We start from the raw sequence: 18696 nt of genomic DNA, 5'->3' as shown, positions 1-18696 counted from the left end.
GGAGGCGAGACTCCGCCGGGGAGCGCGAGAAAACCCGATCGGACGCGGTGGCGCAAGCACCCGCCGCGTCAGATCCAAGGCCCGTCAAGGAGCCAGGCGCTCCACCGTCCAGCCGTCCTTCTCCCGCCGGAAGCGCAGGCGGTCGTGCAGCCGGCTGCGACGTCCCTGCCAGAACTCCACCGTCTCCGGCGCCAGGCGCCAGCCACCCCAGTTGGGCGGGAGGGGCACCTCCTGGCCGGCGTACTTCTGGTCCAGGGCCTTGAGATTGTCGTCCAGCACGCGTCGGTTCGGCAGGATGCTGCTCTGGGCCGAACCCCAGGCTGCCAGCTGGCTGGCGCGGGGCCGGGAGTGGAAATACGCTTCGCTCTCCTCCCGCGCGACTTTCGTCGTGCTGCCTTCCACGATCACCTGGCGTTCCAACGCGTACCACGGGAACAGGAGCGACGCCCGGGGGTTGCCCTCGAGTTCGCGGCCTTTCCGGCTCTCGTAATTCGAATAAAACACGAAGCCGCGGCCATCCACCGCCTTGAGCAACACCGTGCGGATCGAGGGTTTCCCCTCGCGCGTCGCCGTGGTCAGCACCATCGCGTTCGGCTCCACGATCTTGGCGGCCTGCGCCTCCGCGAACCACTTCTCGAACTGCCGGAAGGGATCCCGGGCCAGGTCCTTTTCGGCCAGGCCCGAGAGCGAGTAGTCTTTCCTCAGATCGGCCAGAATCATTTTTCGGACGCTGGCGCGCCCGGCGCACCCTGTCAATTGGCGCGACGCCGCCCCGCGCCTCCGATTCAGGTTGCCTAACCGCGCCCGCCGGACACCCGGCCGGCAGCGGTATTTCCCGGCTCATCCCGCCGCCCGCGGGGTCAGATTCGCGGTTTGCCACCGGGTGACGCCTCGGCGCAGCCTTGGCCCGCGCCGCCTTGCCGGCGTCCTCCCACGCGTCCTGCCATGACTGTTTCCGAGTACATCGACCAACACGCCGACGACCTGGTCGCCCGGCTGCAGCACCTCGTCCGAATCCCCACCGTCAATCCGCCGGGTCAAAACTACGAGCCGATCACCGCGTGGCTGACGACGGAGCTCCAGCGGATCGGCCTGAAGGCGCGGCGGCACCCGATCCCCGCCCGCCTCCTGAAACAGGTCCTGCCGCCCGAGCAGCACGCGTATCCGCGCTACAACGTCGTCGGCAAGCTGGCCGCGCCCGGGGCCCGACGCACCCTGCATTTCAACGCCCACTACGACGTGGTCCCCGTCTCCGGCACCTGGAAACAGGGCGATCCGTTCAGCGGCGCCGTCGACGGCGGCTGGATCTACGGCCGCGGCACATCGGACATGAAGGGCTCCATCGCCAGCCTCCTGCTCGCGCTGCAGGCCCTGCGCGCCACACGCACGCCGGCCGCGCTCAACGTCGAGGTGTCGTTCACCGCCGACGAGGAGACCGATTCCGAGCTGGGCTCCGGCTGGCTCGTCCGCCACGCCCCGATTGCTCCCGATTACGCGGTCGTGATGGAGGGTGGGGAAGGCAGCACCGTCTGCTGCGGCCACAACGGCACCCTCTGGCTCGAGGTCATCGTGCACGGCCGCGCCGCCCACGGCTCCTTGCCGCAGCACGGCATCAACGCGCTCGAGAAGATGTCCGCCCTCGTGCTCGCGCTCGACGACTACAAGGCGCAGCTCGCCCGCACCACCTGGCGCACCCCCGAAGGCAAGGTCATGTCGCCCACGGTCAACCTCGGCGGCGTGTTTCACTGCGGCGAGGGCGCCAAGATCAACACCGTGCCCGCGCACGCCAGCTTCACCATCGACCGGCGGGTGCTGCCCCTGGAGGACCACGCCCGTGCCGAGCGCGACCTGCGCGCCTTCCTGGCCGCCGCCGCCCGCCGGATCCCTGACTGTCGCATCACCGTGCGCGGCATCTCGGAGAACTTCTCCTGCTTCTCGCCGCCGACGCATCCATTCTTCACCGCGATGGCCGACTGCGTGACGCAGGTGCGGCGCGAACCCACGACGTTCAACGTGTCGACCGGGTTCAACGACATGCACTTCTTCTCGCACGCGCTGAAGATTCCGACGCTCGGCTACGGTCCCGGCGGCGAGAACTTCCACGCCGTCAACGAACGCGCCCGCCTCAAGGAGCTCATCGCCTGCGCCAAGATCTACGCCCGGCTGATGACGACGCTAGTCTAGTGCGGCAGCGCCGTTCGGCGCTGCCCCGCGTCAAACGGCCAGATCGTTCTCGTTCTCCCACCGCAGGCGGCGCACCCGCCGTCACTCCGCGCTCAGGCGGCCCAGCCGCGGCGCACCATGTTCACGGCGATCGCGGCGAGCAGCATCGAGATGATCTTCGAGATCGCCCGCAGGCCGGTCGCGCCGATGCGCGCGCCGAGCTGATCGCTGAAGCGGAATGCCAGCATCACCAGCAGCAGGTTGGTCACCAACGCGGCGAGCGTGACGCGCATCCCGAGCGTCTCCGCCGATACGATCAGCGTCGCAATCAGCGCCGGTCCCGCGATCAGCGGCATGCCGAGCGGCACCACGCCGAAGTCCATCGGGACGTTCTCGGGTTCCGTGGCCGACTGGATCAGGTCGCGCGCGGCCAGGATGAAAAGGATCAGGCCGCCCGCGATCTGGAAGTCGCCCGCGACAATGCCGAGGGCCTTGAAGATGTTGGTGCCCAGGAAAAGGAAGAGCAGCGCCACGCCGCCACCGGTCAGCGTCGCCTGCCGCGCGATCCGCTGCCGCTGCTTCGGCACCACGCCCTGGCCCAGCCCCAGAAACACCGCTGCCAACCCCACCGGGTCGATCGCGATGAACATCTGGATGAACGCTTGAAGAAACTTCTCTGCCACAATGGCCATGTGCCGCAGCATGTTGCCCCCGCCCGCCAACGCAAGCGACGCGCCTTGCCCCAATCGGCGTAATCCCGCGTCGCTCCCGCCGGACCGTGTCTGCGCAATTCTTGCGTTTGGGCGCGGGTATTAGGACGAGCGCTGTCTGCCGCCTGCCCGGAGCCTCACCTTGTCTCGCCGGTCACCCCGCGTAGCCTGCCCTCACCCCCCTAGGAGCCCCATGAGCGCAATCAAACTCCATCTCGAACACGCGGAGTACGACGCCGTCTGCCGCTTCGCCTCCGCCGCCGGAGTCTCCCCCGAGGACCTCCTCTACACCGCCCTCAACCGCCTGATGCTGGCGGCCGACAAGGCCGAGATCCACCGCGATGTCGCCGAGACGCGCGAGTGGCGCCGTAACAACCTGCCGCTCTGGAGCGACTCCGCCGGCTCGGTCCACGCCTACGAGGGCAAGCCCGACGACGAACCGGCCCCCAGCCGCTACGTCTAGGTTGCCGCCACGCGCGGGCCGCCACGATCGGCGTGCGGGGTTGCGGGAGCCGGCACCCGCCCTATGGTGGCGACCCACATGCCGGCTCCGCTGCTCAATCTCTACGACCTGACCCGCCCTCAGCTCATCGCGGCGTTCGGCCGCTGGGAGCTGAATCCGGTCCACGTCGGCCGGCTCTGGAACTACCTCTACCTCGAACTCGCGGACTCCTTCGCCGCCATGCCGGAGCTGCCCGCCCGCGTGCGCGAGCGGCTCGCCCGCGAGACCCGCTTCGGCCTCCTCGCCACCACCGCCGAGCGTGACTCGAGCGACGGTTTCACCCGCAAGTACCTGCTGGGCCTTGAGGGCGGCGCCGCCGTCGAGACGGTCCTGATGCGCTTCAACGGTCGCGTCACCGCCTGCATCTCCAGTCAGGTGGGCTGCGCGATGGGCTGCGTCTTCTGCGCCACCGGCCAGATGGGCTACACGCGCCACCTCACGCCGGGTGAGATCGTCGGCCAGGCCGTCCACGTCGCCCGCGCCCTGCGCAAACCCGCGCTCGCCAAGCACTGCCGCCACGCGCCCGGCGTCGCCCCGCGGCTGCGGAATGTCGTGCTCATGGGCATGGGCGAACCGCTGCACAACTACGACGCGGTGATGCACGCCATCGACATTCTCCGCGATCCCAACGGCCTCGCCCTCGCCGCCGAGCGGATCACCGTCAGCACCGTCGGCGTCGTGCCCGGGATCCTGCGGCTCGCCGAGGAGCAGCGCCCGCTGAGCCTTGCCGTCTCCCTCCACGCCGCCACCCAGGCGGAACGCGCCGTCCTCGTGCCGGTGGCGAAGAAGTGGCCGCTCGACGCCCTCATGGCCGCCTGCCGCACCTACAGCGAGCGCACCGGCCGGCGGATCTTCTACGAGTGGACCTTGATCGAGGGCGCCAACGACACGCCCGAACACGCACGCGCCGTCGGCCGGCTCCTCCAGGGGCTCCCCGCCCAGGTAAACCTCATCCCGCTCAACCCCACGCCCGGCTTCGCCGGCACACCCGGTCGCACCGAGGCCGCGAAGAGATTCCAGTCCATCCTCGCCGAGGAGTTCTCGCTGCCGAGCACCGTCCGCCAGCGCCGCGGCATCGACATCGCCGCCGGCTGCGGCCAGCTCGCCACCGAAAAGAGCGCCGGCTCCCCCGTCTGAACCAACGCCACGTTCCCGCGCGCCGCGCCGTAGGGCAGGGGAATCGAGGAGCTGCGCGCAGACCAAACAGGCAAAAGGCGGGAGGGAATCCCAGGAGCGGAGCCGACCACCGCAGATTTTCGCGGCTGGGTTCGCGGCCCTTCGCGGTGAACTCTGGCCCCGACCTGCTATTTCCAACCTGCGCCCCCGGACCCATCCGCCAAAAACATTCCAACTTGTCACTTTCCAACCTGTAGCTTTCGGCGCGGCGCCCGCGGTCGCGCGAGTTCCCGCAACGCATCGCTCGCGATCCAGCGCGCCGCGCGTGAATCCAGCTTCTGGATGCGCCGCGCCTCCGCGATCGCCGCCCGCCGCAGTCGCGGGTTCCGCTTGCCGATCTGTCGCAGCGCCCAGTTCACCGCCTTGCGCACGAAATTCCGCTCATCCGTCGCCTCCCGCGCGATCACCGGCAGGAACGCGAGAAACACGTCGTCCGACAGCTCTTTCCGGTGCACCGCCATCCCAGCCATGATCGAGAACGCCAGCCGCTTCTCGTACTCCCGCGTCCGCCGGCTGTAGGCGTGCGCCACGTCGGCCGCGAACGCGCACCGGTCGAACAGGAACGCCGCCGCGTCCGTTACCGCCCAGTTGTCGAGCTCCCGCGCCCACGCACGCACCTGCGACCGCGTGACCTGCGCCGGATCGTCCACCAGCGTCGCCAGCCCGCGCGCCTCATGCACGCGGGTCGCCCACAGCGCGAGCGCCAGCGCGTGGTCGCGCCGATGCCGGCGCGCGATCGCCCGCAGCACCGGCGCGGATACGCCCAGTTGCTCGCCCGCCGGCGCGATACCGAAGCGGCGCATGCCGGCGATATTGCGCTCACTGCGCTGGGCCCGCAGCTCGGCGAGAATTTCGGCGGCAACGGCGGTCGCGCTCATGCGTTGGGCAGGTTCGCCGTCGCCGCGATCCCACTACGCCCGGACTCGCCGGGCCTGAACCGCTTCCGCCAGCCGCGCGAAGATCGGCAGCGTCTGCTCCCACGCGAGACACGCGTCGGTGATGCTGCGCCCGTACACGAGCGGCCGCGCCCGAAAGTCCTGCGCCCCGCCGAGGAGATTGCTCTCGATCATCACCGCGGCCACGGCGCGGCTGCCGCCTGCGATCTGCGCCGCAATGTCCGCCGCGACCTGCGGCTCGACCGCCGGGTCCTTGCCGCTGTTGGCGTGGCTGCAGTCGACCATCACGTGCGGTGCGAGCTCGTGCTCCGCCAGCAGCGCCACCGCCGCGGCCACTTCGGCGGTCCCATAGTTTGCGCCCTTGGTGCCGCCGCGCAGGACCAGGTGCCCGTGCTCGTTGCCGGCCGTGCCCATCACCGCCGGCGCGCCCTCGCGCGTCAGCGAGGGGAACCAGTGCGGATGCCGCGCCGAGCGGATCGCGTCCACCGCCACGCGCACGTCGCCGTCGGTGCGGTTCTTGAAGCCGACCGGCATCGAGAGGCCCGACGCGAGCTCGCGATGCACCTGGCTTTCCACCGTGCGCGCGCCAATCGCGCCCCACGACACGAGGTCCGCGTAATACTGGCCGAGCGTCGTATCCAGAAACTCGGTGCCGACCGGCAGCCCCAGCGTCACGACGTCGCGCATCAGCTTCCGCGCGAGGCGCAGGCCGGCGTTGATCTGGTACGTGCCGTCGAGGAACGGGTCGTTGATCAGGCCTTTCCAGCCCACCACGGTGCGCGGCTTCTCAAAATAAACCCGCATCACCATCAGCAGCTCGCCCGGATACAGCGCCGCCGCTTCCTTCAGCCGCGCCGCGTAGTCCAGCGCCGCCCCCGGATCGTGAATCGAGCAGGGCCCGACCACCACGAGCAGGCGGTCATCCGTCCCGTTCAGGATCGAGGCGATATCCCGCCGCGACCGCGCCACGAGTTCGGCGCTGGCGTCGGTCAACGGCAGCTCCTCCTCCAACACGGCCGGGGCGATCAGCGGTTTCTGCGCGCGAATGCGCAGGTCTGAGGTCTGCGTGTGCATCATTGTCCCAGGGTTTCCCGCGCTTGCTGCACCAGCGGCGTCGCCGCCAGCGCGGGTTCCGGTGCCGTGACGCCCTGTCGGGCCGCGCGGGCCCGCAGGGTCAAATACGCCAGGGAGGCCGCCTCATTGGTGGCCGCCTGCGGCGCCAGCTGCTCGAGGTCCGCGGCCACGGGCATGAAGCAGTCCGCCGGCAGCACGCCCTTGTCGACGAGGAAGGAGCCCACCGACGCGCCCAGCAGATTCAGCCACGCGCGCGGCGACGCGGGCGGAGCGTAGGTCATGCCCGCCCCGGCCGGCGTCCATTCCATGAACCGCCGGATCTCGGCGTGGAGCTGGCCCAGCTCCGCGTCGGCGGTGGCGGGCGTCCAGCGCAGGACCAGCTTCTTGCGCTCCCGGAAACCGCGCACCTCGAATAGGCGCATGACGAGTTCGCAGTCCCCGGCCTGCTCGCGCAGCGCGCCCGTGAAGATGTAGTCCAGGCCTTCCTTCGAAGCCTCCACCACCTGGCGCAGGTGCTCGGTGGTGAGTTCGGCGCCAAAGATCATCGGGCGCGTCACCCCGTCGGGCATCGTTACCGTCGCGAGCGCGGCCACCGGTGCGTAGTTCGCCGCCAGATAGAACGTCTCGGCCAGCCACACCGGCACGGCGCGGGACAGCCGCGTGAGTTCGTTCTCCGGCTCCTTGAGCGCCTCGGCGAGGTTCTGGATGCCTGGCAGCGAGAGCTGCGTGAACGCCACGCGCCGCATCCGGCCCTGCTTGGGCGGCAGCACCGCGTCGGCCATCGGCTCCAGGCCGTAGAACCAGATCGGCTTGCTCACTGTAATCAGTCCGACCTTCGGCGCCTGCGGGGCGGCCGCTGCGCCCGCCGTGCCGCCGGTCGGCGCACTTGCCGGAGCCGCGGCCGCTTCCGGCTCCGGCATCGTCATCATCTCGGCGATCGCGTTGGAGAAGCCGTGCAGCCGCTCCTCGAGTTCGGGCCGGTTCAGGCTGAAAAGGATGTCGAGCACGTGCTGCGCCGCGTCCGGATTTTGGACCGCGAGGTACGCCTGCAGGAGATTGAGCCCGGTCGCCGGCCCGTGCCGCTGCGCGTCGTAACGCGGAGCGACGAGTTCGATGATCTGCGCCACATGACCGTGTGTGCCGAGATCACCGGAGACCGTGACCAACACGTCGGCGCGGTCGCCCGCCATCGTCAGGATCTCCTCGTAAATCGCCATCGCGCCCGGCAGGTCCTTTGCCTCGAGCCGCTCGCGGGCCGCCACGAGCCGTGGCTTCACCGGCGAAGCTGCGACCGGGGGTGTCACCGGAGTCGGCGCGCTCTCCGCCGGCGGGTTGGCCGCGGGCACAGGCGAGCCGTTGGCCGGCTGTGACGCCGGCATCTTCCTCGTGAAGCGGTCAAAGAAGCCCATGCGGCGAGGAAAAGCCGCGCCCGGAGGGTGCGCGACGCAAAAAACCGTCGCCCGGGCTATCCCCTCAGGCGCAGGGCCTCACGCTTTCGTCGCGGGCTTGTAGCGGCGTAGCGCCATTGTCCCCGCCACGGCACCCGCGAGGTGCGCGATGGCCATGGAGCGCATCGCCGGGTCGGGGAACCGCGCGAGCAACGGGCTGGCGAGCAGCGTCTCGGCCACGATCTTGACCACGAGCAGCCCCAGGACCGTCCACCAAAACCAGCGGCTATCGGTCCCGCGGCGCAGTTGCACCATCGCGAGGAACACCACGAGCCCCGCCGCCACGCCGGACAGACCGCCGTAGCGGGCGAGCGACGGCTCCAGCGCATGGAGCGCGGCGCCGATCACCCCAGCCGCCACGAGATAGAGGATCCGCGCCCGCCACGGCAGCAGCCGCTCGGCCCAGCTCCCGGCAACGGCCACCACGAGCGCATTCCAGAAGAGGTGGCTCACGCTGAAATGCACCCAGTGCGACGTCAGCACCCGCCACCACTCGCCTTGCGTCACGCGCGCCCGGTCGTAAACGAGCAACTCCGACGCGCCGGGAATGATGTAAACCAGGAGGGCGGCGACGATGACGGCGGCCGTGGCCCAGGGCCACGCCACCAGCGGAAGAGGTTTCGATTCGGTGCTCAATGTTTCCGGCGAAGCCAGGCAGCCGCGCCCAACAAGGCAAGCAGTCCGACAAAGCCCGGCCCAAAGTCGCCGCTGCCCGTGTAGCCAGGCCGGCGCTCCACCTTTACCTCCCCCGGCGACTGCTTCAGGCGCTCGCGAAACGCGCCCAGCTCGGCCTGCAGATTCAGGATCAGGTCGGTCGTCGCCTGCTCAAAGCCCTTCCCCGCATCCTCCTGCAGGTTCGCGGTGACGTACTTCGCCGCCGCGCTGCCCTTGACTTGGCTCGCGCCGCCGGCGCGGAACAGGAGGTGCTCGGACGCGATGTCGTAAACCGCGGCCTCCATGATGGTGTGGGTGTCGTTGACGTTCCCCTTGAAGATGTAGGCGCCGACGATGGTCCAGTAAGAGAGGGAGAGGAAGTTCTCGTCGGTGAACTGCGTCTGGTCATAGCCGACCAGCGCCACCACATCGACGTTCAGCATCCGGCGCACCTGGTTCAGATTTTCAAACCCGCCGCCGGGCCGCAGGTACGTGGAAGGAATGATCTCGATCCGCTCGATGTAATCCAGGCCGCGGAACTGGTCCGCCACCCGCCGCATGAGCTGCGTTTTCTGCATTTCGGTCAGGCCCGCCCCGAGGCGGTAGCTGCCCGTGGTCCCGCCCGCCGGCACAAACGCGATGCCGACGCGCAGCGGCAGCCGCAATACCGGGATGGCGGTCGGCGGCACCGGGTTGGCCTGCTTCGGATACAGATAGGTGACGACGCTGCTCGAACGCTGCGCCTGCTGGGAAGAGCGGAAGAAGCTCGCGCAGCCGCTGAAGGCCACGACGGCCGTGAGCATCGCCGCCGAAACCAGGCCAAGCCGGACCAAGGGGGTGTTCATGCGCCGGCATCCTCCACGGTGGCCGCGGCGATTCAACGCGGATTCCGCGGCCCCCGCATCGATAAAGCTGATGATCCCATCGAGTTTCCCCAGGCTCGCGCCGCGCTCCGCGGGCCAATCCGCGCTTCGCCGTTGCGGAACCCTGCGTCCGCCGCCTTAGTCGACGGGCCATCATGATCACTGCGCGCACTGACCACCTGATCGATCTCGCGCTCGAGGAAGACGCGGGGCTCGGCGATGTGACCAGCCGGGCGATCTTCAACGCCCAACATCGGAGCCGTGCCTTCATCGAGGCCGCCCAGGACCTGGTCCTCTGCGGCGTCGCCGTCGCCGCGCGCGTGTTCGAGCGCGTCGACCCCGCGCTCAAGGTCACCCTCCTCGCCCGGGATGGCGACCGGCTGGCCTGCGGCAACCGCGTCCTCCAGGTCGCGGGCCCCACGGCCTCGCTGCTCACGGCGGAACGCACCGCGCTCAATTTTCTGCAACGGCTCTCCGGTGTCGCCACCCAGTCGGGCAGATTCGCCGCCGCCATCGCGGGCACCGGCGTCCGCATCGTGGACACCCGCAAGACCACGCCCGGCTGGCGCGCGCTCGAGAAATACGCCGTGCGCTGCGGCGGTTGCTTCAATCACCGCTCCTCCCTGGGCGAGCACGTGCTCATCAAGGAGAACCACATCGCCGCCGCCGGCTCCCTCACGCGCGCCGTCCAGCTCACCCGCGCCGCCGCGCCGCACCTCGCCAAGATTGAGGTTGAAGCCAAGTCCCTCCCCGAGGTGAAGGAGGCGCTCCGCGCCAAGGCCGATGCCATTCTCCTCGATAACATGAAACCCGCGCAGGTCCGCGAGGCCGTCGCCCTCATTGCTGGCGCCGCGGTGGTCGAAGTCTCCGGCGGCGTGCGCTTCGACACCCTGCGCGACTACGCGCTGCCCGGCGTCGATGTCATCAGCATCGGCGCGCTCACGCACTCGGCCCCCGCGGCCGACCTGAGCCTCACGCTGGTGGGCGCGACCGACAGCAAGGCCGGCCCGCCCGCGGCCCGGAAGCGGCGGCGGGAGAACCGGCCATGAACGTCCTTCGCACCGACTGCCTCGTCATCGGCGCCGGCCTCGCCGGCTCCGCCTACGCGCTCCGCGCCGCCGCCAAGGGCCTCAAGGTCGAACTCCTCTCGCTCAATGGCCCGCTGCAGGCCAACAGCGACTGGGCCCAGGGCGGCATCATCTACGACGTCGGCCACGATCCCGCCCTGCTCGCGCGGGACATCATCGAAGCCAGCGACGGCGTGGCCAACCCGGCCGCCGTCCAGCAGCTCGTCCACGAGGGACCGCGCGCCGTCGAGGAACTCCTCCTCCAGGAACTGGGCGTCGGCTTCGACCGTGATGCCGCCGGCGTGCTCGACTTCACCCGCGAGGGCGGGCACAGCGCCCGCCGGATCATCCACGCCAAGGACACCACCGGGCATGCCATCCTCGCCTCGGTCGCCCAGCGCGTGGACGCCACGCCGTTGATCTCCCGCCGCCTCGGCTGGGTCGCGATCGACCTGCTCACGCTCTCGCACAGCTCGGACAACGTCAGCGACCACTACGAGCCGCTCACGTGCTTCGGCGCGTACGTGCTCAACACCGAGACCGGTGAGACGCTCGCGATCGTCGCGAAGAAGACGGTCCTCGCCACCGGCGGCCTGGGGCAGATCTTCCTGCACTCGACCAACCAGCCCGGCAGCGTCGGCCACGGCGTGGCGATGGCGTTTCGCGTCGGCGCCCGCCTCATCGACCTCGAGTACGTCCAGTTTCACCCGACGGTCTTCGCGAAGAAGAACGCCCCGCGCTTCCTCATCACCGAGGCCATCCGCGGCGAGGGCGCCGTCCTGCGCAATACCCGCGGCGAGCGGTTCATGGACGCGATCAACCCGCGCGGCTCCCTGGCGCCGCGCGACATCGTGGCCCGCGCGATCACCCACGAACTCACCACGAGTGGCGACGAGTGCGTCTACCTCGATCTGTCGGCGATGAAGCCGGACTTCATTCGCGAGCGCTTCCCGAGCATCTACAGCCGGTGCCTCGAGCACGGCGTGGACATCACCTCGCAGCCGATCCCGGTCGTGCCCGCGGCGCACTTCGCCTGCGGGGGGGTGCACGCCGACCTGCAGGGGCGCACCAGCATCCGCCACCTCAACGCCATCGGTGAAACCGGTTGCACCGGCCTCCACGGCGCCAACCGGCTCGCCAGCACCTCGCTGCTCGAGTGCCTGGTCAGCGCCAAATTCGCCGCGCTCGCCGACGCGCAGGACATCGCCACGCAGGCGTTTCGTCTCCCCGTCCCGCGCGAGTGGGAAAGCCCGACTGGCGAGGCCGATCCGGTGCTCATCCGTCAGGACATGCTCCAGATCCAGCACACGATGTGGAACTACGCCGGCGTCGTGCGCTCACCCAAGCGCCTCACGCGCGCCCGGCGCATCCTGCTGGAACTGCGCGAGGAGGTGCAGAGTTTCTATCGCGGCTGCCGGCTCTCCCGGGAGCTCGTCGAACTCCGCAACGCCATCCAGACCGCGCTATTGGTGGTGCACGCCGCCAGCCTCAATCCGCGCAGCCGCGGCAGCCACTACGTCGTCGAGCAGCAGTGATCCGGCGCGCCGACCCGGCGCCGCCCTCACTGCGGACAACTCGCGCGCCGCCGGGCCTCGGCGACAATCTGCTCCAGCGCGTGGAAATCCTCGTCGCGTGTGCGGCTCTCGATGATGAAATCGAACTTCGAGGCTTCACGCAGCTCGGCTTCCGCCGTCTTCATCCGGCACGCGATCTCCTCCTCGCCCTCCGTCGCCCGCGCGCGCATGCGCGCCACGAGCCGGTCCCGGTCCACCCGGATGAACACCGTGGTCAATGCCCGCTGCAGGCGCTCGTCCGCCCGGGCCGCGCGGCGAATGCTCTCCACGCCCTGCACGTCGATGCTCATCACGAGGCTTCGGCCTTGCGCCAGCGGTTCCAGCACGCTCGAGCGCAGCGTCCCGTACATCCGGAAGCGGTTGTTGCCATGGACCTGCGCCCACTCGAGGAACTCCCCGGCCGCGACGCGGCGTTCGAACTCGTCCGGTGCGAAAAAGTGATAGTGCACGCCGTTGACCTCGCCCTCCCGCGGTGGCCGCGTCGTCGTGGTCACGACGCGCGAGAACTCCGGCGCCTCGGTCACCAGCCGGTCGCACAGGGTGCTCTTCCCCGAACCCGCCGGTCCGGCGATCACCAGGAGGACAGCTGACGAGCCGTCTCGCACACGAGACGTCGGGCTGGAGGCGTCAGACAAAGTCATGCCGCACCGAAACGGAATCGGTGCGTCACCTCAATACGTGAATGAGATGACCGTCAGCAGCAGTCCGTAACCCGCGAGACAGCCGCCAATCACCCGCGTGCGCGCGGGCTGCGCAAACACCCACCCCAGGAAATCCCGCATCCGCCACGGCTGCGCCGCGAGCCAGATCGCGACCGTGAGCGCGACGTAAACGAAGGCCACCATGAAGAGCCGCAGCGGCTTGTCGTACTGCATGTAGGCCGCCTGCAACAGCGGCGTCGCGCCCATGAGAATCACCGCGCTCAACCCGCGCACCGCGAGGAAGTCCGGCACGCACTTGAACGCCAGCACCGCAATCGCGGCGAAAGCGATGAACAGGTAAACCCGGTATTCCCCGAAGTCCGCGACCGAAAGATGCGCCACTTCGTACAGGAACCACGCCGCCCCGGCGGAAAACAGGACGTACGCCGCCCGGCGCGATCGGGGAAACGCCTTGAGCAGCGCAATCGTCTGCGAATGCCCGACGAGCAGCGGCACCCCCAGCGCAAGGAGGAGCAGTGCAGTGATGATCGTGGCGAGGGTGAGTGACATGGAGAAGGACAATGGTGAGGGCGACGCGGAGGTCCGGCGAGTTCTTACTCTTTCTCTTCCTCTTCCTCTTCCTCTTCCTCTTTCTCCTCTGTCCGGCCGGCAGCTCCATACTCCGCCTGCTCTTCCCTCACCTGCTTGGCAAAGTGCGCAATCAAGCCGGCCGTGGTCGACACGACTTCCAGCAGAATCGATTTTCCCTCATCGGCCCGCTCTGCCGTAAGGAGGCGGCGCGTTACCAACACGTCCAGACAGGCCGCGCACTCGAGACCAGAGCCTCGGGCCGAATCCAGGTACCGCGACCGGTCCACGAATGAACGCTTCCCGTTACCTTCGGCCAGGTTCAGCGGAATGCTGGTGCTGGCTCGGTCTAGTTGGTCACGAACCGAAATTTTTGCAGGTAGCTCGTCCAGAAGGGGCGCAACCCATGCGATGAATTTTAAGGCTCGTTGATAGGCCACCAGGCGCTCGTGATCGAAGATGGCAGGCATGGGGAGAGTAAGAGAAAGAGTAAGAGTAGGAGAAGGATTTCTTACCCCCGATCCCCATACAACGTACTCGCCGTCGCCCGCGTGATTTTCAGCGGCACCATCTGCCCGATCAACTCCGCGGGTCCGTCAAAAACGCACACGCGGTTGCCGCGCGTCCGGCCGGTCAGCCGCGCGCCGGTCTTGTCGCGGCCATCGACGAGCACCTGCTCCACGGTCCCGACCAGCGCCGCCGTGCGGCGCAGCGAATTTTCCTCCAGGATCGCGAGCAGCTCCTGGTTGCGGCGTTCCTTTACCTCCTCATCGACCTGGTCCGGCAGCGTCGCCGCCGGCGTGCCGGTCCGGATCGAGTACTTGAAGATGTACGCCATGTCGAAATCGCAGGCGCGGAACAGCTCGCACGTCTCGCGGAAGTCGTCCTCCGTCTCGCCCGGAAAGCCCACGATCACGTCGGTCGAAAAATACATCCCGGGCTGCACCGCGCGCAGCGCCTCGACGATCTCGCGGTAGCGCTCCCGCGTGTACGGCCGGTTCATCGCGCGCAGGATCCGGTTGCTGCCCGACTGCATCGGCAGGTGCACGTAGCCGCAAAGCTTCGGCAGCCGGCCGTAGGCGGCAACGAGGTCGTCCTTGAACCCGCGAGGGTGGGGCGAGGTGAACCGGATCCGCTCGATGCCATCCACCGCGTGCACGCGCTCGAGCAGCTGCACGAAGGGCGTGACGCCGTCGGTGTGCACGTAGTCGCGCCGGCCGTAACTCGTCACGATCTGCCCGAGCAGCGTGATCTCGCGCACGCCGCGCGCCGCCAGCGCCCGGCACTCGGCCACGATGTCGTCCATCGGCCGCGAGCGTTCGTCGCCGCGCGTCTTCGGCACGATGCAGAACGCGCAGTCCATGTTGCAGCCCTGCTGGATCGAAACGAACGCCGTCACCTGCCGGTCTGCCACGGCGGCATCCGCCCCGTCGGGCCCGGCCACGAGGTGGTCCTTGATCGTGTTCTGCGAACCCGGCTCCTCCGCGATGTCGACGATCGTCTGGCCAATCGGCACGCCCGCCTCCCGCGCCGCGCGCAGGTTGTCGAGATAGCCGGCCACCTGGTGAAACTTCTGGGTCCCGATGATCAGGTCGACGTCCGGCAACTGGTCGAGCAGCGACGCCCCGCGGTTCTGCGCCATGCAGCCGAGGATCCCGAGGACGAAATCCGGCTGCTTCTTTTTGCGCTGCTGCAGGTAGCCGGCCTTGCCAATCGCCTTCTGCTCCGCCGCGTCGCGCACGCTGCAGGTGTTCAGCAGCAGGATGTCGCACTCGTCCTCGTCGGCCACGATCCGGTACCCGCGGCTGCGCAGCATCGCCGCCACCGCCTCGCTGTCGCGCTCGTTCATCTGACACCCGTAGGTTTTGATGTGGACGCGGTTCATGCGGCGGAAGCGTGGCGGAGATCCGCCGGCGAAGCCGCGGTCGGAGTCCGGGTGGGAGCGGTGGGCGTGCGTTTCAACGTGCGAAACGGCTCTAGGTAGCCACCGCCCCGGGAGGGTCAAACGGGATCTGTCCCGGCGCCGCGAGGGCTCGCAGCGCCAGAACTCCTACCGTCCCGCTCAATTCGTCGGGATGGAATACACCTCGAGCAACACGGTGCCGCTGCCGTTGTCGTCAGACGGCTCTGCAACCGCCGTATACAGACCAGGTTCGAGCTCGGTAAGGATCGCGGCGTCCTTGGATCCAGCACTCAGGGGAAACGCGCCCACCTTGGCCGCGGCCGCGGGAATCTTGTCCGCCTCGAGCCGATCGCCCCAATTGTCGTTGTAGAGGATCGGCATCGAGTGGCGGTACAACGTCACATACGGATTGGCCATCCGATCGGTGACGTTGAGGACCGCCAGTCCGGGGCCGACGGCCCGGATGAGGACCAATCGGCTCTGCTCGTCGATGACGAAACCCGCGATCAGCTTGCTGCCCCGCGAGGCCTGGCCGCGGGCCGAGATATTCACCAGCTTACCGGCATCAAGTTTCGGGTCCGCCGCGAGGGCAAGTGGCACATACTCAACGTATCCAATGGTATAGATCGGCTGGTACTCCGGGATGGAGAAGTTGATCACGGCCTCGGGCCCGAGCTCCTTGTAGCCGATCCAGGACCTCAGCTTGATTAGGACCTGGTTCTTGGCCTCGTCCGGAACCGTGACGGTGGTCAGCACGGGATGAGACTCGCGCACTTTGAACCCGCCAAACGGGCCATAAAGGCCCAGTTCAGCAACGAGATGGCCATCGCGCTCAACAAAGCGCGTCGCGCCCAGCTCGGGCAGCCGGACCGGCTCGACGGCAGATAGACAGGATGCGGCCGCGCAGAAGGCAGCGACCACGAGTGGGATGCGTGGGAAACACATGGTCGGCGCGCCATTGCAGCTCGGATGCCAACGACCGCCGCGTTTCATTACTTCCTATTATTCTGGCATTAACAAATCGGAAGAAAATCGTCGGCTACGGCACTGTAGCAAAAGCGAGACACTGACGTTCCGGTTGTGGGAACAGCCGGGGCAGAAACGTGCGCGAACTTGCGCCCGAACTGAAATCCTCGTGTCTCAGCCCCCCGCATGCGTCTCCGGCTCCTCCTTTCACCCGTACCCGTGGCCCTCCTGTTGGCCGCCAGTCCGGCTTGGGCCGTCACGCCCGGAGCCCCGCCCCCCGCCACGCCCCCACCGCAGGGAGCCTCGGCCCCCGCGCAGAACCCCGCCGCCTTTGACCCGGACGCGTTGTATGAAGCTGGCCGTCAGCTCTTTGAGGAATACGCGCCGCCCGAGGTGAAGGAGGAGTACATGTTTCCTTCGAAGGAACAGTGGGCCCAACTTGTGTCACGCCTTCAGGCCGCCCTCGAGGGCGACTCGCTCGACGAGATGGCGGCGCGGGCGCCTGAGGCGCGCAACCTCCTGAACGCATTGCGACTCGCCGGGGCCGAGGGCGAGTTGGCCGACTGGCTTGCCCAGCGGCTCGATGAACTCGACGCAGCGCAGCAGGCGAAGTCCCTGCCGGCGCCTCGCCCGAAGCCCGCCCCGCGCCCGGAGCCCGGCAAACCAGGTTTGCCGCCGCCCACGCCCGGCGAACCGGTCCCGTACTACGATCTCTGGTTTTCCCGGGTCAAAAACCGCCCGATTCCCGGCCGCGCCAGCGAACTGGTGCCGACGTTGCGCGAAGTGTTCGTGGCCGAGGGCGCGCCGCCCTCGCTCGTATGGCTGGCCGAGGCCGAGAGCTCGTTCAACCCCCAGGCCCGCAGCCCGGTCGGCGCGCGCGGGTTGTTCCAACTCATGCCCGAGACCGCCCGCTCGCTCGGCCTCGACACGTTTCTGCCCGACGAACGCGAGCACCCGGAGAAATCCGCCCGCGCCGCCGCCCGCTACCTCCGCCGTCTGCATGGCAGGTTCGGTAGCTGGCCTCTCGCGCTCGCCGCGTACAACGCCGGCGAAGGTCGCGTCAGCCGCGCTCTCGCGAAACGCCAGGCCCGCGACTACGCCAGTATCGCCGACGCGCTCCCCGCCGAAACCCGGATGTACGTCCCCAAAGTCTGCGCCCTCGTCGCCGTCCGCTCCGGCACGAACCTGTGGTGACGGCCGGCAACGCCGGTCGGCATCACGTTTCAAGTGGAAAGGTTGGCAGGTTGCAGGTTTAGCCGCCGTGGGAACGAGACCGACCCGCAGGAGCGGGTGAAAACCTTATATACCTTCAGACCAACACGTAACGACTGAATTTCCCTCCCAGGCTCCGAACGCCTGCCACTTTCACTCTCACTTTCACTCTCACTCCGCAGGTGACAGCTCAAACATCCGATCAATGCAGCGGGCCGCACGCTGGCGGATCTGCTCGTCCAGCACCACCACTTGGTCCGGACGCGGGGCGCGCAGGACATCCCGCACCTTCTCCAGCGAGTTGAGCTTCATGTAGGGACAGAGCCGGCAGCCGCCGATGAACGTCTTCTCCGGCGTCTCCACCTGCAGCCGCCCCACCAGTCCGCACTCGGTCAGCATCAGGAAATACGGCGCCCCGGTCGTCTTCACGTACTTCATCATCGCGCCCGTGCTCCCCACAAAGTCGGCCGCCCGCGCGACCTCCGGCGTGCACTCCGGGTGCGCCACCACCTTCAGCCCGGGAAAACGCACGCGCGCCTCGGCGATGTCCGCCGGCGTGAACTCGTCGTGCACCATGCAGGTGCCGTCAGACGTGATGATCTCCTTGTCCACGCCCCGGCGCTTCAGCTCGTCGCGCAGGTTCTGCCCCATCAACCGGTCGGGCACGAAGAGGATCCGCCGCGCCGGCAGGTTCGAGACGATGTGGTAAACGTTGCCCGAGGTGACACACACGTCCGACTCCGCCTTCACCTCCGCCGTGCTGTTGATGTAGCACACGACCGTCGCGTCCGGATACAGCCCCTTCAGCTTCCGCACGTCCTCGCCGGTGATGGAGTCCGCCAACGAGCAGCCAGAGCCGCGGTCCGGCACGACCACCATCGCCTCCGGCGACAGGATCTTCGCAGTCTCGGCCATGAACACCACACCCGCGAACACGATCATCTTCGCCTGCGAGTCCCGCGCCTTGAGGCTCAGGAAATACGAGTCCCCGCGGTAGTCCGCCACGCCGTAGATGATCTCCGGTTCGACGTACGAGTGCGCCAGGATCACCGCGCCTTTCTCCTGCTTCAGCCGGTTGATCTCGAGGGTCAGCGGCGCGATCTCACGGCAGGTTTCCAGGTTCCATTTCCGGCCCCGCGGATCGCACTCCACGTGCATCATCGAGCGCAGCAGCCGCTCGGCTTCGACTTCAATGGCGTCCTCGGTGGCGATCATCGCCGGCAATGAAAGTCCATCGCCCGCCCCAGTCAAAACCCCAG

The 18696-nt window shown here is 68.3% G+C and carries 19 protein-coding genes; 6 read left to right on the top strand and 13 right to left on the bottom strand.

Annotation, left to right across the window (positions count from 1 at the left end):
• Nucleotides 1-84: 84 nt before the first annotated feature.
• Nucleotides 85-720, bottom strand: a complete 636-nt coding sequence (pdxH, locus tag DB354_RS04925; RefSeq protein WP_107834320.1) for a pyridoxamine 5'-phosphate oxidase — start codon at nt 718-720, stop codon at nt 85-87.
• Between the two features lie 225 nt (nt 721-945).
• Here pdxH and DB354_RS04920 point away from each other — a divergent pair, with 225 nt between their 5' ends.
• Nucleotides 946-2184, top strand: a complete 1239-nt coding sequence (locus tag DB354_RS04920) for an ArgE/DapE family deacylase (RefSeq protein ID WP_107834319.1) — start codon at nt 946-948, stop codon at nt 2182-2184.
• A gap of 92 nt (nt 2185-2276) precedes the next feature.
• Here DB354_RS04920 and DB354_RS04915 read toward each other — a convergent pair whose 3' ends face one another.
• Nucleotides 2277-2855, bottom strand: a complete 579-nt coding sequence (locus DB354_RS04915; protein WP_158277376.1) for a MarC family protein — start codon at nt 2853-2855, stop codon at nt 2277-2279.
• Between the two features lie 211 nt (nt 2856-3066).
• On the opposite strand from DB354_RS04915, the gene DB354_RS04910 reads away from it, so the two are divergent.
• Both DB354_RS04910 and rlmN read left to right on the top strand, forming a co-directional pair.
• A complete protein-coding gene (locus tag DB354_RS04910; RefSeq protein ID WP_107834317.1) occupies nt 3067-3336 on the top strand; it encodes a hypothetical protein in 270 nt (89 codons plus the stop codon).
• 78 nt (nt 3337-3414) lie between these two features.
• A complete protein-coding gene (rlmN, locus tag DB354_RS04905) occupies nt 3415-4512 on the top strand; it encodes a 23S rRNA (adenine(2503)-C(2))-methyltransferase RlmN (protein ID WP_107834367.1) in 1098 nt (365 codons plus the stop codon).
• Between the two features lie 218 nt (nt 4513-4730).
• On the opposite strand, the gene DB354_RS04900 is transcribed toward rlmN, so the two are convergent.
• From DB354_RS04900 to rhlP, 5 genes are all read right to left on the bottom strand, one after another.
• Complete coding sequence (locus DB354_RS04900) at nt 4731-5429, bottom strand: DNA alkylation repair protein (RefSeq protein WP_107834316.1); 699 nt, start codon at nt 5427-5429, stop codon at nt 4731-4733.
• A 33-nt stretch (nt 5430-5462) separates the two neighbouring features.
• Nucleotides 5463-6521 carry a 3-deoxy-7-phosphoheptulonate synthase gene (locus tag DB354_RS04895; RefSeq protein ID WP_107834366.1) on the bottom strand — a complete coding sequence of 353 codons (1059 nt, stop codon included), beginning with the start codon at nt 6519-6521 and terminating at the stop codon, nt 5463-5465.
• Complete coding sequence (locus tag DB354_RS04890) at nt 6521-7930, bottom strand: hypothetical protein (protein WP_107834315.1); 1410 nt, start codon at nt 7928-7930, stop codon at nt 6521-6523. Before DB354_RS04890 ends, DB354_RS04895 begins: the two co-directional genes overlap by 1 nt.
• Nucleotides 7931-8008: 78 nt before the next feature.
• The gene (gene rrtA / locus DB354_RS04885) at nt 8009-8575 is read right to left on the bottom strand and encodes a rhombosortase (protein WP_233256557.1); all 567 of its coding nucleotides are present in this window, start codon (nt 8573-8575) and stop codon (nt 8009-8011) included.
• A 26-nt stretch (nt 8576-8601) separates the two neighbouring features.
• Entirely contained in the window at nt 8602-9468 is an 867-nt protein-coding gene (gene rhlP, locus DB354_RS04880; RefSeq protein WP_107834313.1) for a rhombotarget lipoprotein, read from the bottom strand.
• A 173-nt stretch (nt 9469-9641) separates the two neighbouring features.
• On the opposite strand from rhlP, the gene nadC reads away from it, so the two are divergent.
• Together nadC and nadB are read left to right on the top strand one after the other, a co-directional pair.
• On the top strand, nt 9642-10535 hold the full coding sequence (gene nadC / locus DB354_RS04875; RefSeq protein ID WP_107834312.1) for a carboxylating nicotinate-nucleotide diphosphorylase: 894 nt from the start codon (nt 9642-9644) through the stop codon (nt 10533-10535).
• Nucleotides 10532-12088: an L-aspartate oxidase gene (gene nadB, locus DB354_RS04870; protein WP_107834311.1), complete on the top strand. Its 1557-nt coding sequence runs from the start codon at nt 10532-10534 to the stop codon at nt 12086-12088. Before nadC ends, nadB begins: the two co-directional genes overlap by 4 nt.
• A gap of 26 nt (nt 12089-12114) precedes the next feature.
• On the opposite strand, the gene DB354_RS04865 is transcribed toward nadB, so the two are convergent.
• The 5 genes from DB354_RS04865 to DB354_RS04845 all read right to left on the bottom strand — a co-directional run bounded on the left by DB354_RS04865 (nt 12115) and on the right by DB354_RS04845 (nt 16204).
• Nucleotides 12115-12702, bottom strand: a complete 588-nt coding sequence (locus tag DB354_RS04865; protein ID WP_233256556.1) for an AAA family ATPase — start codon at nt 12700-12702, stop codon at nt 12115-12117.
• Between the two features lie 96 nt (nt 12703-12798).
• Nucleotides 12799-13338, bottom strand: coding sequence for a hypothetical protein (locus DB354_RS04860; protein ID WP_107834309.1), 540 nt, complete (start codon nt 13336-13338; stop codon nt 12799-12801).
• Nucleotides 13339-13382: 44 nt separating this feature from the next.
• Nucleotides 13383-13826 (bottom strand): four helix bundle protein, encoded by a 444-nt coding sequence (locus DB354_RS04855; RefSeq protein WP_107834308.1) that lies wholly within the window; start codon nt 13824-13826, stop codon nt 13383-13385.
• 41 nt (nt 13827-13867) lie between these two features.
• Nucleotides 13868-15241 (bottom strand): tRNA (N6-isopentenyl adenosine(37)-C2)-methylthiotransferase MiaB, encoded by a 1374-nt coding sequence (gene miaB, locus DB354_RS04850; protein WP_107834307.1) that lies wholly within the window; start codon nt 15239-15241, stop codon nt 13868-13870.
• 177 nt (nt 15242-15418) lie between these two features.
• The gene (locus DB354_RS04845) at nt 15419-16204 is read right to left on the bottom strand and encodes a hypothetical protein (protein ID WP_146180112.1); all 786 of its coding nucleotides are present in this window, start codon (nt 16202-16204) and stop codon (nt 15419-15421) included.
• Nucleotides 16205-16411: 207 nt separating this feature from the next.
• Here DB354_RS04845 and DB354_RS04840 point away from each other — a divergent pair, with 207 nt between their 5' ends.
• Nucleotides 16412-17419, top strand: a complete 1008-nt coding sequence (locus DB354_RS04840) for a lytic transglycosylase domain-containing protein (protein ID WP_107834305.1) — start codon at nt 16412-16414, stop codon at nt 17417-17419.
• 189 nt (nt 17420-17608) lie between these two features.
• Here DB354_RS04840 and nadA read toward each other — a convergent pair whose 3' ends face one another.
• Entirely contained in the window at nt 17609-18652 is a 1044-nt protein-coding gene (gene nadA / locus DB354_RS04835; RefSeq protein ID WP_107834304.1) for a quinolinate synthase NadA, read from the bottom strand.
• Nucleotides 18653-18696: the final 44 nt, after the last annotated feature.

The organism is Opitutus sp. ER46, assembly GCF_003054705.1.
GTDB lineage: Bacteria > Verrucomicrobiota > Verrucomicrobiia > Opitutales > Opitutaceae > ER46.
Note: the sequence above shows the minus strand (reverse complement) of the source record. Positions and strands in the feature narration are given on the sequence as shown.

What these genes read in the sequence shown, in the direction of transcription:
- pdxH (WP_107834320.1), bottom strand. Translation starts at nt 720, where the DNA reads ATGATTCTGGCCGATCTGAGGAAAGACTACTCGCTCTCGGGCCTGGCC.
- DB354_RS04920 (WP_107834319.1), top strand. Translation starts at nt 946, where the DNA reads ATGACTGTTTCCGAGTACATCGACCAACACGCCGACGACCTGGTCGCC.
- DB354_RS04915 (WP_158277376.1), bottom strand. Translation starts at nt 2,855, where the DNA reads ATGGCCATTGTGGCAGAGAAGTTTCTTCAAGCGTTCATCCAGATGTTC.
- DB354_RS04910 (WP_107834317.1), top strand. Translation starts at nt 3,067, where the DNA reads ATGAGCGCAATCAAACTCCATCTCGAACACGCGGAGTACGACGCCGTC.
- rlmN (WP_107834367.1), top strand. Translation starts at nt 3,415, where the DNA reads ATGCCGGCTCCGCTGCTCAATCTCTACGACCTGACCCGCCCTCAGCTC.
- DB354_RS04900 (WP_107834316.1), bottom strand. Translation starts at nt 5,429, where the DNA reads ATGAGCGCGACCGCCGTTGCCGCCGAAATTCTCGCCGAGCTGCGGGCC.
- DB354_RS04895 (WP_107834366.1), bottom strand. Translation starts at nt 6,521, where the DNA reads ATGCACACGCAGACCTCAGACCTGCGCATTCGCGCGCAGAAACCGCTG.
- DB354_RS04890 (WP_107834315.1), bottom strand. Translation starts at nt 7,930, where the DNA reads ATGGGCTTCTTTGACCGCTTCACGAGGAAGATGCCGGCGTCACAGCCG.
- rhlP (WP_107834313.1), bottom strand. Translation starts at nt 9,468, where the DNA reads ATGAACACCCCCTTGGTCCGGCTTGGCCTGGTTTCGGCGGCGATGCTC.
- nadC (WP_107834312.1), top strand. Translation starts at nt 9,642, where the DNA reads ATGATCACTGCGCGCACTGACCACCTGATCGATCTCGCGCTCGAGGAA.
- nadB (WP_107834311.1), top strand. Translation starts at nt 10,532, where the DNA reads ATGAACGTCCTTCGCACCGACTGCCTCGTCATCGGCGCCGGCCTCGCC.
- DB354_RS04860 (WP_107834309.1), bottom strand. Translation starts at nt 13,338, where the DNA reads ATGTCACTCACCCTCGCCACGATCATCACTGCACTGCTCCTCCTTGCG.
- DB354_RS04855 (WP_107834308.1), bottom strand. Translation starts at nt 13,826, where the DNA reads ATGCCTGCCATCTTCGATCACGAGCGCCTGGTGGCCTATCAACGAGCC.
- miaB (WP_107834307.1), bottom strand. Translation starts at nt 15,241, where the DNA reads ATGAACCGCGTCCACATCAAAACCTACGGGTGTCAGATGAACGAGCGC.
- DB354_RS04845 (WP_146180112.1), bottom strand. Translation starts at nt 16,204, where the DNA reads ATGTGTTTCCCACGCATCCCACTCGTGGTCGCTGCCTTCTGCGCGGCC.
- DB354_RS04840 (WP_107834305.1), top strand. Translation starts at nt 16,412, where the DNA reads ATGCGTCTCCGGCTCCTCCTTTCACCCGTACCCGTGGCCCTCCTGTTG.
- nadA (WP_107834304.1), bottom strand. Translation starts at nt 18,652, where the DNA reads ATGATCGCCACCGAGGACGCCATTGAAGTCGAAGCCGAGCGGCTGCTG.